This window comes from Streptomyces sp. NPDC051104 (assembly GCF_040682835.1).
Lineage (GTDB): Bacteria > Actinomycetota > Actinomycetes > Streptomycetales > Streptomycetaceae > Streptomyces > Streptomyces cynarae.
The window spans coordinates 187,898-200,307 of the sequence record NZ_JBFBBS010000001.1 but is presented as its reverse complement, the minus strand read 5'-3'; the positions used below and the strand labels follow the sequence as shown (position 1 = coordinate 200,307).

Annotated in this window: 11 protein-coding genes; 7 read left to right on the top strand and 4 right to left on the bottom strand. The window is 69.7% G+C overall.

The window, feature by feature from the left end; translation table 11 throughout:
- The first annotated feature begins 398 nt into the window (after positions 1–398).
- From AB0N14_RS01020 to AB0N14_RS01005, 4 genes are all read left to right on the top strand, one after another.
- Positions 399–1,679: an extracellular solute-binding protein gene (locus tag AB0N14_RS01020; RefSeq protein WP_366023628.1), complete on the top strand. Its 1,281-nt coding sequence runs from the start codon at positions 399–401 to the stop codon at positions 1,677–1,679.
- A gap of 90 nt (positions 1,680–1,769) precedes the next feature.
- Positions 1,770–2,762, top strand: coding sequence for a sugar ABC transporter permease (locus AB0N14_RS01015; RefSeq protein WP_366023627.1), 993 nt, complete (start codon positions 1,770–1,772; stop codon positions 2,760–2,762).
- Entirely contained in the window at positions 2,759–3,628 is an 870-nt protein-coding gene (locus tag AB0N14_RS01010; protein WP_366023626.1) for a carbohydrate ABC transporter permease, read from the top strand. Before AB0N14_RS01015 ends, AB0N14_RS01010 begins: the two co-directional genes overlap by 4 nt.
- An 8-nt stretch (positions 3,629–3,636) precedes the next feature.
- Positions 3,637–5,130 carry a glycoside hydrolase family 3 N-terminal domain-containing protein gene (locus tag AB0N14_RS01005; protein WP_366023625.1) on the top strand — a complete coding sequence of 498 codons (1,494 nt, stop codon included), beginning with the start codon at positions 3,637–3,639 and terminating at the stop codon, positions 5,128–5,130.
- Between the two features lie 80 nt (positions 5,131–5,210).
- On the opposite strand, the gene nagB is transcribed toward AB0N14_RS01005, so the two are convergent.
- Positions 5,211–5,996: a glucosamine-6-phosphate deaminase gene (gene nagB, locus AB0N14_RS01000; protein WP_366023624.1), complete on the bottom strand. Its 786-nt coding sequence runs from the start codon at positions 5,994–5,996 to the stop codon at positions 5,211–5,213.
- A gap of 350 nt (positions 5,997–6,346) precedes the next feature.
- Between nagB and AB0N14_RS00995 the strand changes: the two genes are divergently transcribed.
- Complete coding sequence (locus AB0N14_RS00995) at positions 6,347–7,417, top strand: SIS domain-containing protein (RefSeq protein ID WP_366023623.1); 1,071 nt, start codon at positions 6,347–6,349, stop codon at positions 7,415–7,417.
- A gap of 36 nt (positions 7,418–7,453) precedes the next feature.
- Here AB0N14_RS00995 and AB0N14_RS00990 read toward each other — a convergent pair whose 3' ends face one another.
- Entirely contained in the window at positions 7,454–7,828 is a 375-nt protein-coding gene (locus AB0N14_RS00990) for an SDR family oxidoreductase (RefSeq protein WP_366023622.1), read from the bottom strand.
- Between the two features lie 94 nt (positions 7,829–7,922).
- Here AB0N14_RS00990 and AB0N14_RS00985 point away from each other — a divergent pair, with 94 nt between their 5' ends.
- Both AB0N14_RS00985 and AB0N14_RS00980 read left to right on the top strand, forming a co-directional pair.
- The gene (locus AB0N14_RS00985; protein ID WP_366023621.1) at positions 7,923–8,705 is read left to right on the top strand and encodes a TetR/AcrR family transcriptional regulator; all 783 of its coding nucleotides are present in this window, start codon (positions 7,923–7,925) and stop codon (positions 8,703–8,705) included.
- A 418-nt stretch (positions 8,706–9,123) separates the two neighbouring features.
- The gene (locus AB0N14_RS00980; protein WP_366024223.1) at positions 9,124–10,590 is read left to right on the top strand and encodes a PAS domain-containing sensor histidine kinase; all 1,467 of its coding nucleotides are present in this window, start codon (positions 9,124–9,126) and stop codon (positions 10,588–10,590) included.
- 212 nt (positions 10,591–10,802) lie between these two features.
- On the opposite strand, the gene AB0N14_RS00975 is transcribed toward AB0N14_RS00980, so the two are convergent.
- Both AB0N14_RS00975 and AB0N14_RS00970 read right to left on the bottom strand, forming a co-directional pair.
- The gene (locus AB0N14_RS00975; RefSeq protein WP_003992873.1) at positions 10,803–11,060 is read right to left on the bottom strand and encodes a WhiB family transcriptional regulator; all 258 of its coding nucleotides are present in this window, start codon (positions 11,058–11,060) and stop codon (positions 10,803–10,805) included.
- Positions 11,061–11,381: 321 nt separating this feature from the next.
- Positions 11,382–12,350: a diacylglycerol kinase family protein gene (locus AB0N14_RS00970; RefSeq protein WP_366023620.1), complete on the bottom strand. Its 969-nt coding sequence runs from the start codon at positions 12,348–12,350 to the stop codon at positions 11,382–11,384.
- Between the last annotated feature and the right edge of the window lie 60 nt (positions 12,351–12,410).

Below are 12,410 nucleotides of genomic sequence, written 5' to 3'. Positions count from 1 at the left end.
CGAAGCGACCGACAGCCCGTCGGTCACGGCTCACATCGTGGCACGGCTTCATGGGGAGCAGAGCCCCACGCTCCGTGATCCCCGTTCCACGGACGGGGATCCCCTCTGTATACCGTCGGCACCCTCGCTGGTCTAGTCCACACCGCCGAAGTGGTCCAGTCGCGGCCGCAGGAATCCGGGTGCCCGTTTTCGCTGGGTTCCTACTTAAAGGTCCTTTCATATGTAGGTCGCATAACGAACGCCCTGAGCGGCTCGAACACCCTTGACGCGCCTATTGGTCTGAGCCAAGCTCCCCCCTACTGGTCTACACCATTGGTCCAGGTCCCGGCCCCACGGGCGGTGCGCGTCGTCACGCCGCGGGGACAAGGGGGGTTTGTGGCATCCCTGAGGAGGATGGCGTGAAGCGCAAACTGACAGTCGCGATCGGTATCGCGGGCATGATGGTCTCCATCGCGGCGTGCGGGGGCGGGAAGTCCGGCGGGTCGAGCACGGGGGCGGACGCCAAGGAGCTCACCGTCTGGTTGACGGTCGACGCCCAGAACAACTGGCCGGCGCTGGTGAAGGCCGCCGACGACGCGGTGCTGAAGAAGCACCCGGACCTGAAGATCAACCACGAGTACTACGGCTGGCCGGACAAGAACACCAAGCTCGACGCCGTCCTCGCCACCGACAAGGCGCCCGACGTGGTCGAGATGGGCAACACGGAGATGCTCGGCTACATGGTCAAGGGTGCCTTCGCCCCCGTGGACGTGGCCAAGTTCGACAACTCCGCCCAGTGGCTGGACGGCCTCAAGGCCTCCGTGACGTACGACGGCAAGACCTACGGCGTCCCCTACTACGCCGGCGGCCGCGTCGCCAACTGGCGCAAGGACATCGCCGCTTCGGTCGGCGCCAAGACGCCGCCGAAGACGTACCAGGAGCTCACCGCCGACCTGGACAAGATCCAGAAGAAGGAGGGCAGCGGGTTCAGCGCCTGGTACCAGCCCACGCGCGACTGGTACGCGGCCATGTCCTTCGTCTACGACGCCGGCGGCTCCATCGCCAAGCAGGAGGGCGGCCAGTGGAAGGCCAACCTCTCCTCGCCGGAGTCCCTCAAGGGCCTCAGCGAGTTCAAGACGGTCATCGACAAGTACATGCACGGCGACAAGACCAAGGACGAGTCCGACCGGTACATCGTCTACGGCCAGGGCAAGTCAGCCATGATCTTCGCCGCCGCCTGGGAGGGCGCGACCACGGCCGACCCCAAGAACGACAAGACCGGCAAGCTGAAGAACAACCTCGAGAACTTCGTGATGCCCGGTCCGTCCGGCAAGAACATGCCCGTCTTCCTGGGCGGTTCCGACCTGGCGATCCCGGTGAAGTCCAAGGCGCAGGCACTGGCCGCCGAGTGGATCAACGCGTTCACCGGATCGCAGGGCCAGAAGGGCCTCATCGCCAAGGGCAACCTGCCCAACAACAAGACCGACCTCGCGACCCTGAAGAACGACCCGGCGACGGCGGTCCCGGCCACCGCGGCCGAGTCCAACTGGTTCGTCCCCATGGCACCCGGCTGGGGCCAGGTCGAGAAGGCGCAGGTCCTGCAGACGATGCTGCAGGACATCGGCACCGGCAAGAAGTCGGTCGAGGCCGCCGCGAAGGACACGGACGCCGCGATCGACAAGGTCATCAACACCAAGTGAGCCGACGGCAGGGCCCCGTGGAACCCGGGGGGTGTTCGGGGAGGGGCCCTGCGTCTCGTACGACCTACAGGGACCGCTGAGGAGCGCGCGATGAGTGCCGCAGACACGACCACCCCTGCCAAGGTGCCGCCGCCGCGGCCGGCGCCTCCACCACCGGGCGCCGTCGCCGCGAGGCCACGCAGAGGGCGGGCGCCGGGCGCGGCCGCCGTCCCCTGGGCGCTGCTCGCACCCTGTCTGCTGGTCCTCGCCCTGGTGATGGGCTATCCGCTGGTCCGCCTGGTGACCCTGTCCTTCCAGAAGTTCGGCCAGTCCCAGCTGTGGGGGTTCCAGCCGGCCCAGTCGGCCGGGTTCGCCAACTTCATCAACGTGCTTGAGGACGGCGAGTTCTGGGCGGTGGTCGTGCGTACGACCGTCTTCGCGGCCGGCTCGGTGATCTTCACCATGGTCCTCGGCATGCTGATCGCGCTGCTGCTCCAGCGGGTCTCCGGCTGGATGAAGACGCTGATCAACATTGCCCTGGTGGCCAGCTGGGGCATGCCGGTCATCGTGGCCACCACCGTCTTCAAGTGGCTGTTCGACTCGGACTACGGCATCCTCAACGCACTGCTGAGCAAGCTGCCCGGTGTGCATCTGATCGGCCACAACTGGTTCGCGAGCGGACCGCAGGGCCTGGCCGTGATCATGCTGCTCGTGGTCTGGGGCGCCGTCCCGTTCGTCGTCATCACGCTCGGCGCGGGCCTCACCCAGGTGCCGAAGGAGCTGGAGGAGGCGGCCCGGCTGGACGGCGCGGGCTCCTGGGGGGTGTTCCGCCACGTCACCCTCCCGATTCTTAAGCCGATCATCGTGATGCTCGCGACCCTCTCCGTCATCTGGGACATGGGCGTCTTCCCGCAGGTCTTCGTGATGCGCGGCGGCCACCCCGAGGCCGAGTTCCAGCTGCTCACCACGTACTCGTACGACCGGGCGTTCGTGGTCGGCGACTACGGCCAGGGCTCCGCGATCGCGCTGATCACCGTGCTGTTGCTGCTCGGCGTCGTCGCCCTCTACATGCGCCAGATGCTGAAGATCGGAGAAGTCGAATGAGCGGCATGAGCGCGACGACGCTCACCGGGCGGGACCTTGCCCGCCGCCGGACCAGGTCCCGGCTCGGCTGGAACCTCCTCGGACTCCTTGTCTTCCTCACCGCGGGCTTCCCCGTCTACTGGATGGTCGACACGGCGTTCAAACCGGCGAAGGACGCCATCGACCCGGACCCGAGCCTGCTGCCCACGGGCGTCACACTGGCCAACTTCCGCCGGGCGCTGGACATCGCCGACTTCTGGGGACCGGTCGGCCGCAGTCTGATCGTGTCGCTGTCGGTGGTCGCGATCGGCATCGTCTTCGGCATGCTGGCCGCGCTCGCCATCTCCCGGTTCGCCTTCCGCGGCCGGAAGATCGTGATCGTGGGCATCCTGGCGGTCCAGATGGTCCCGCTCATCGCCATGATCATCCCGGTGTTCCTGCTGCTCAACGACCTCGGCCAGTACGACAAGCTGTCCGGCCTCATCATCACCTACCTGACCTTCATCCTCCCGTTCACGGTGTGGACGCTGCGCGGATTCATCGTCAACATCCCGCGGGAGCTGGAGGAGGCGGCGATGGTGGACGGCTGCTCGCGCACCGGGGCCTTCCTGCGCGTGGTCGTCCCGCTGCTGGCCCCCGGCCTGGTCGCCACCTCGGTCTACGGCTTCATCCAGGCCTGGAACGAGTACCTGTACGCGCTGATGCTGATGAGCCAGCAGAACCAGACCGCGACCGTCTGGCTCGGCAACTTCACCACCAAGCACGGCACCGAGTACGCCCCGATGATGGCCGGTGCCACGATGATGGCGGTGCCGATCGTCGTGCTCTTCCTCCTCGTCCAGCGCAAGATGGCCGCGGGCCTCACCGCGGGCGCCGTGAAGGGATAACGCCCCCGATGACGACATTCGCCAGCGGCACGGACACTCTGACGCGCGACGCGCTGACGGTCCTCCAACCCGGCTTCATCGGCACCACCGCCCCCGACTGGCTGCTGCGCCGCCTCGGCGAGGGCCTGGCATCCGTGGGCCTGTTCGGCCGCAACATCACCTCGCCCGGCCAACTCGCCGCCTTGACCGCCCAGTTGCGCGCCGAACGCGACGACGTGCTCGTCGCGATCGACGAGGAGGGAGGAGACGTCACCCGCCTGGAGGTGCGGAACGGCTCCTCCTTCCCGGGCAACCACGCGCTGGGCGCGGTCGACGACGCCGACCTGACTCGCGAGGTGGCGTACGCACTCGGCCGCCGGCTCGCCGAGTGCGGGGTCAACCTCAACTGGGCGCCCTCGGCCGATGTGAACTCCAACCCCGCCAACCCGGTGATCGGCGTCCGGTCCTTCGGTGCCGCCCCCGAGCTGGTGGCCCGCCACACCGCCGCCTACGTCACCGGCCTGCAGTCCGCCGGTGTCGCCGCCTGCACCAAGCACTTCCCGGGCCACGGCGACACCGAGGTCGACTCCCACCACGCCCTCCCGCGCATCGACGCGGAACCAGCGGTGCTCCATGACCGCGACCTCGCCCCGTTCCGCGCGGCGATCACCGCCGGCACGCGGGCGGTGATGAGCGCGCACATCCTGGTCCCGGCCCTGGACCCGGACCGCCCGGCAACGTTGTCCCGGCGCATCCTGATCGACCTGCTGCGCGACGAGCTCGCCTACGACGGCCTGATCGTCACCGACGGCATGGAGATGCGGGCGATCGCAGGGACGTACGGCATCGAGCGCGGCAGCGTCCTCGCCATCGCGGCCGGTGCGGACGCCATCTGCGTGGGCGGCGGACTCGCGGACGACGAGACGGTACGACGTCTGCGGGACGCCCTGGTGGCGGCGGTCCGCTCCGGCGAGCTGGCCGAGGAACGGCTCGCCGAGGCCGCGGAACGCGTACGGGAGCTGGCACGGTGGACGGCGTCGGCGGCCGCGGACGGCGCCGGCGCACACCGGCCGCCCGTCGCCGACATCGGCCTGCTCGCGGCCCGCCGCGCGCTGAAGGTCACCGGCGAAGAGGGCTTCACCCCGCTCACCGAGCCGCCCTATGTCGCCGCCCTCACCCCCGTGGCCAACATCGCGGTGGGCGAAGAGACCCCGTGGGGCGTGGCCGCCGAACTGCTCCGCCTGCTTCCCGGCACGGAGACGGGCAGCTTCTCCGGGGAGGTGGCGGGCCGCGCGGCGCTGGCCGCCGCCGGGCCCCGGCGGATCGTGGCGGTGGTCCGCGACGAGCACCGCCACCCCTGGATGGCCTCCGCCCTGGACACGCTCCTCGCGCAGCGTCCCGACACGGTCGTGGTCGAGATGGGCGTGCCCCAGGCCGCTCCTCGCGGCGCCCTGCACATCGCCACCCATGGGGCGGCACGGGTGTGCGGTCAGGCGGCGGCGGAGGCCATCGCGGGCCGTTGAGCCGTGGCGGGGAGGATGCCGGGTCCGGGTGCCGTCCGGTCCCGGCGTCATCCTTTTGAGGCGTCTTCCTTGTGAGGGTGCTAGATGCCCTGCCAGTCGGGCTTGTTGGCGTAGGTGTGGCGGAAGTAGTCGGCGAGCTTCAGCTTGGACGCGGCGGCCTCGTCCACGACGACGGTCGCGTGCGGGTGGAGTTGGAGCGCGGAGGCCGGGCAGACGGCGGCGACCGGGCCCTCGACGGTCGCGGCGACCGCGTCCGCCTTGCCCTCGCCGGTCGCCAGCAGCACCAAGTGCCGCGCCTCGAGGATGGTGCCTATGCCCTGGGTGATCACATGGTGCGGCACCTGGTCGATGTCGCCGTCGAAGAAGCGGGCGTTGTCGATACGGGTCTGCTCGGTGAGCGTCTTGATACGGGTGCGGGAGGCGAGCGAGGAGCACGGCTCGTTGAACCCGATGTGCCCGTCGGTCCCGATCCCGAGCAACTGCAGATCCACGCCACCGGCCTCGGCGAGCGCCCTGTCGTACGCCGCGCACGCGGCCTGAACGTCCTCCGCAGTGCCGTCGGGCCCCAGGAAGGCGTCCATGCCTATGCCGAGCGGCTCCAGCACCTCCCGCCGGAGGACGGAACGGTACGACTCCGGGTGGTCCGCGGGGAGTCCGACGTACTCGTCGAGCTGGGCGACACGCGCCCGCGAAACGTCCACGGCACCGGAACGCGCCCTCGCTGCGAGGGCCTCGTACACGGGCAACGGTGTCGACCCGGTGGCCACACCGAGCAGGGCGTCGGGCTTGCGTCGGAGCAGCTGTGCCATGGCCTCGGCGATGAGCTCGCCACCCGCCTGGGCGTCCGGAACGATGACAACTTCCACGCTGGGCCTGCCGATCTGAGGAGAGGGGACTGGGAACCGGGGAAAGGGACCATGTGGTTTAGACCAATCTAACAGAGCCGGGACCGTCGGAGGGGCTGCGGACAGGGGTGTTGGCGGGAGGTGGGGAGGTGGTCCGGCGGGAGTCGGCGGCGACCCGAACGCGGGGCCCGACCAAGGCCGCCTGCCTGGCGGATTCGGGCCGGCACGCTTACAGATCTGCGCTGCTCTGCCCGGTATCGCCCGGCGCAGATCCGCCACTGCCTCCCGCCGAGGCATCGCCGGGTCCGAGGGGGTGGAATAGGAGCCGTCAGGCCAGAGCGAGAGCACTGCCCACCCCGGGAGGAACCCCCATGACGCCGACGACACCGGACCCCCAGCGAGACCTCCCGGGACGGACCATGGCCCGGGAGATGGCCGAACAGCCCGCCGTGCTGCGCCGCCTCCTCGAGGAGGGGGCGCCGCGCATCCGGGAGGTGGCCCGCGAGGTCGCCGCCCGCAAGCCCCGGTTCGTGCTGCTGACGGCCCGCGGCACCTCGGACAATGCCGCGCTCTACGCCAAGTACCTCCTGGAGATCCGCCTCGGCCTGCCCTGCGGTCTCACCTCGATGTCCACGACCACGGCCTACGGCGCTCGCCCCGACCTCACTGACGTCCTCGTCATCACCGTCAGTCAGTCCGGCGGGTCCCCGGACCTCTCCGCCTCGACGCGGGCCGCCCGCGAGGCCGGCGCCCTCACGCTCGCCGTGACCAACAACCCGGACTCACCGCTGGCCGCCGTCTCCGAGTACCACATCGACGTCATGGCCGGTGAGGAGAAGGCCCTCCCCGCGACCAAGACCTACACCGCCTCCCTTCTCGCCCTCTATCTCTTCGTCGAAGGACTGCGCGGCGGCGACGGCGCCCCCGCGAAGGCACTGCCCGACCTCGCCGAGCAACTCCTCGCCCGCCAGGACGAAGTCCGCACCCTCGCCGCCCGCTACCGCTTCGCCGAGCGCATGGTCATCACCTCGCGCGGCTACGGCTACCCCACCGCCAAGGAAGCCGCGCTGAAGCTGATGGAGACCAGCTACATCCCCGCGCTCTCCTACTCCGGCGCCGATCTCCTGCACGGCCCGCTCGCCATGGTCGACAACGTCTCGCCGGTCATCGCCGTCGTGACGGACGGCAAGGGCGGCGCCGCGCTCCAGCCCGTACTCGACCGGCTGCGCGGCCGCGGCGCCGACCTCGTCGTCATCGGACCGCCGAGCCAGGTCGAGCAGGCATCGGCGGGGTTCGTCCTGTCGACCGAGGGCGTGGCCGAGGAGGTCCAGCCGATCCTGGAGATCATCCCGCTCCAGCTCCTCGCGTACGAGGTCACCATCGCCCGCGGCCAGGACCCGGACGCCCCGCGCGCCCTGGCGAAGGTGACGGAGACGCACTGAGAAGCCTCTGGATGTGCCGGAAGTCCGCGGGAGGCCCTACGCCAGCGAACCTCCTGTCGCGTCCACCCAGCTGCCCGTGACCCACCGGCCGGCGTCGGAGGCCAGGAACGCCACCACGTCGGCGACGTCCGCCGGGGTGCCCACGCGGCCCAGTGCCGATATGGAGGCGGCCCAGGCCGCGCCGTCCTGCGTGGCCTGGGCGTCGCCCGGCAGCCCCAGCTCGACGCCGATCGCGAACGCGGAACCGCCGGCCGCCTCGATCGCTGCCACCGTCTCCTTCGCCGCCGCCTCGTTCCGGCCGTAGTGCACCGCCACCCGCGCACCGTCACGAGCCAGCCGCTCGGCGATTCCCCGGCCGATGCCCCTGCTCGCCCCCGTGACGAGCGCGGTCCTCCCCGCGAGCACGCCCATGCCGACGTCCCTCCCATTCTCTAGCGATCGATACACAAAAGACCGTACTGCAGGGCGGCGTCATTTCTCTAGCACCCGCTATAAAATCCACCCCATGGTGGAGAGCCAGGACGGCGACCGACAGACCGATCCGCGATCCGAGGGGCTGACGCGGGCCGTGGCCGAGGGAGAGCCGACGACCAAGTCGACGCCTGCGCGCGGCGGTTCCGGGTCCTCCCGCCCGCGCGGACGCCCCCGTTCCTTCGACCGGGGGACCGCGCTCGAAAAGGCCCTCCTCGCGTTCTGGGAGCACGGTTACGAGGCCACCTCCGTCTCCGACCTCACCCGGGTCATGGGTATCGGCGCGCCGAGCCTGTACGCGGCGTTCGGTGACAAGCGGTCCCTCTTCGAGGAGGTCGTCGGCGTCTACGACGAGCGGTACGGATCCTTCGGTGACCGTGCCCTCGCCGAGGAGCCCACCGCTCGCGCCGCTGTCGAGCGGGTGCTCCGCGAGGCCGCCGAGATCTACACCGCCCCCGGGCACCCGCACGGCTGCCTCGTCGTCCACGCCGCCGCCAACTGCACGACGCCGGAGATCGAGGAGTCCCTGCGGGCGCGGCGCAACGCGAACATCGACGCCTTCGAGAGCCGCATACGGGCCGGAGTCGCCGCCGGTGAGCTGCCCGCGGGTACCGATGCCCGCGTCCTCGCCCGGTACGTCGGCGCGATCATCCAGGGCATGTCCCAGCAGGCGCGCGACGGGGCCACCCGGGAGGAACTGGAAGCGCTCGCCGAGGTCGCCCTCGCCGTCTGGCCCCACGCACGAACCGACGGGGACTACGCTCCGAGTGGGCCGTCGGGATGGCCGGGACGGATGCGTGAAGGCATGGATGTCTGATTGAGAGACAACAACAAACATCCTCAAACGCATGGACACACGCACCCGGACCCCGGCACCATGGTCTCGTCGGCGTGGTCTAGTCCATCGGGTCGACAATGCTAGGTAAGTAAGTAAATCCACAAGCCCCGTCTTCCCCGCACAGGAAGACGGACCGAGGAACCGGCGCTCTCTGCCCTGACTGCTCCGGCTCCTCGACCTTCGGCCGATCGGGACCGCACACCCCGCGGCCGTTGATGCTCCGGGCTGCGGTGCCGGGAGGGTTGAGGGTCCCTCCCAGGCGCCGCGGCCCGTGGGTGCTTTCGGGGGCTAGCGCCGCACCCGGACCGCCTCCCGGGCAGGGTCGTACCGGGGTACCTGCACCGGCCGATCTCGATCGATGTCCGAACGCCCAGGTACCCTCGCACACGTGCCCTCCATGAACGAACTGGTCCGCCAGCACACCGCCCTCAGCGACTCCGACCTGGAGTGGCTGCATCTGCTGGTGTCGGAGTGGCAGCTGCTGTCCGATCTCTCCTTCGCCGACCTGGTCCTGTGGGTGCCCACTCTCGACGGCACCCGGTATGTTTCGGTGGCCCAGATGCGCCCCAACACCGGCCCCACGTCCTACCAGGACGACATGGTCGGCCACCTCGTCCCCCGCGGCCGCCGCCCCATGCTGGACGCGGCCCTGGACGAGGGCCGGATCGTGCGCGAGGGCGACCCGGAGTGGCGCGAGGAGGTCCCGGTCCGGGTCGAGTCCATCCCCGTACGCTGCGGGGGGCGGGTCCTCGGCGTCATCGCGCGCAACACCAACCTGCTGACCGTGCGTACCCCGAGCCGCCTGGAGCTCACGTACCTCCAGAGCGCCTCCGACCTCGCCCAGATGATCGCGGCCGGCGCCTTCCCGTTCCCCGACCAGCAGGTCGACATGGACGCCTCACCGCGCGTCGGCGACGGCCTGATCAGGCTCGATGCGGACGGCATCGTCCAGTACGCGTCACCGAACGCGCTGTCGGCGTACCACCGGCTCGGCCTCGCCGCCGACCTCGTCGGCCACCACCTCGGCAAGACCACCGCGGAACTCGCCCCGACCAAGGGGCCGGTGGACGAGGCACTGGTCAAGCTGGCCAGCGGATGGGCGCCGCGCGAGTTCGAGATCGAGGCCAAGGACGGGGTGATCCAGTTCCGGGCGATCCCCCTCAAGCCCAAGGGCACGCGCATCGGCTCGCTGGTCCTGCTGCGGGACGTCACGGAACTGCGGCGCCGCGAGCGCGAGTTGATCACCAAGGACGCGACCATCCGGGAGATCCACCACCGGGTGAAGAACAACCTCCAGACGGTCGCCGCCCTGCTCCGCCTGCAGGCCCGCCGCATCGAGTCCGATCGCGGCAGGGAGGCCCTCGAGGAGGCCGTGCGACGGGTCGGCTCGATCGCCATCGTCCATGAGACGCTGTCCCAGAACCTGGACGAACGCGTGGAGTTCGACGAGATCGCCGACCGGGTGCTCGCCATGGTCGCGGAGATCTCGCCCGGCATGGTCACCGGCCGGCGCAGCGGCCGCTTCGGCATCCTCGACGCGGAGGTCGCCACCCCGCTGTCCATGGTGCTCACCGAGGTCCTGCAGAACGCGCTGGAGCACGGCTTCCGTCAGGGCGACACCGGCACGGTCGAGGTCTCGGCCGTCCGCGGCGGTACGCCGAAGGAGGCGCGCCTCCTGGTCACCGTCCAGGACGACGGGGTCGGCCTGCCCGAGGGCTTCGACCCGCAGACCGCGGGCAACCTCGGGCTGCAGATCGTACGGACGCTGGTGGAGGGCGAGTTGGGCGGGACCTTCGACATGGTCCCGGCCCCGGGGCGCGGCACTCGGGTGATCCTGGACATCCCGGTCCGTGCGCAGAAGTGAGCCCGGGCGGCGGCCGAGCGAGTACGGACACCGCAGTCCTCCCGGCCCCTCAGGCATCGTCCCCACAGCAATGAGCCCCGGACCACCAAGTGGTCCGGGGCTAAAGCTCGTTGGTGCCAGCTGCTGCTAGCGACTGCGCGCTGCGGCTCGGGGGCGGGAGAAGCGTACTCGCTGTACGCGCCGCCAAGCTCAGGCTCGTCGGGGCGGGTGTGTCAGGCGGAGGCCTGACGGGCCCGGTTGCGGGCGGCGCGGCGCTTCATGGCGCGGCGCTCGTCCTCGCTGAGACCACCCCAGACGCCGGAGTCCTGGCCGGACTCGAGCGCCCACTGCAGGCACTGCTCGATAACCGGGCAGCGACGGCAGACGGCCTTGGCTTCCTCGATCTGCAGCAGCGCAGGACCAGTGTTGCCGATGGGGAAGAAGAGCTCGGGGTCTTCCTCGCGGCAAACGGCGTTGTGACGCCAGTCCATGGCTGCTACCTCTCCGTGGTATTACGTGCAGATTGCTTGTGAATGTGAACGCTTTCACGAATCCCTCAACAAGTGAAGGGCCGATCGTCAGACTCACTGACGTGGTCCTGTGGATTGAGGAGGGGTTCGGGCACTCTCGATGGGAGCCGGTGTTGCGGGCTGCCCCGAGCGCCACGTAGAGACTCGCAAACCTCAGCGGCGGATACAACCCCTTCCGGAAAGTTTTTTTTGATTCCTTGGTGTCGACTAGGTCACAGCCGTACTTCCAAGGGGTGGATCCTGGCCTAAACGTTCGAGTGAAAGGACTTTGGCCCCTTCTGCTCACACAATCACACGCAGTGCACGGCGTACGCCTGTGAACGTCACGCTCGTACGCACCCCCAGGTGGTCGCCGTCCATCTGAAGGGGCAGTGGCGCCTTGGAATGCAAGGTGAAGCCCGTCAGGTCGTGCAGCGAGACCACATGCCTGCCCCGGGGTCCCCGTTCGGAGGACGAAGTGAGCAACTGGGTCGCATACCGGGCAACCGAGGCCGTCGAGAGCCGGCTGAAGGCCAGTACGTCGAGGCCGGTATCGAACGAGGCCTTAGGTGAGGCGTACACCGGACGATTGCCGAGAAACGTCCAGGGCGCGGTGTTGCAGATTATGGACATGACCAGATCGGTGACCGGCTCCTCACCCGCCCGCTCCAGGGTGATCGTGCCGTGCCTGCGATGCGGTTCGTCCAGGAACTGACGGACCATCTGGCGCAGATAGAGCGCATGCGTGGACCGCTTGCCCTGCTCCCGCTGCTGCTCCACCCGTCCGACCACTCCCGCGTCGAAGCCGAAGCCTGCGTTGAAGGTGAACCAGCGGGAGGGCACCGCCTCGTCCTCGGTGCCCGGGGTACCCGCGGCCAGACCGAGGCCGACCACACGCTCACGGCGCTCGCGCAGGCCGTCGAGGATGGCGCCGGTGGCCTCCACGACGTCGTTGGGCAGGCCCAGGGCCCGGGCGAAGACATTGGTCGAGCCGCCGGGCACCACGGCGAGCAGGGGGAGGCGGTCGGGGTCGGGGCCGTGGTGCAGCAGGCCGTTGACGACCTCGTTGACCGTGCCGTCCCCGCCGAGCGCCACGACCAGGTCTATGTCCTCGCTCTCCGCGGCCTGCCGGCCGAGGTCCCGGGCGTGCCCCCGGTACTCGGTGGTCACCGGCTCGAGCTTCATCTCGCTCGCCAGCGCGTGGATGAGGACATCACGGGTACGTGCGCTTGTGGTGGTTGCCGCCGGATTGACCACGAGGAGTGCACGCATGGTGTGCAGGGTACCTACTGGGCGGTATTCGGCCCCAGCCCGGGTAGGGATCCGGTAAGA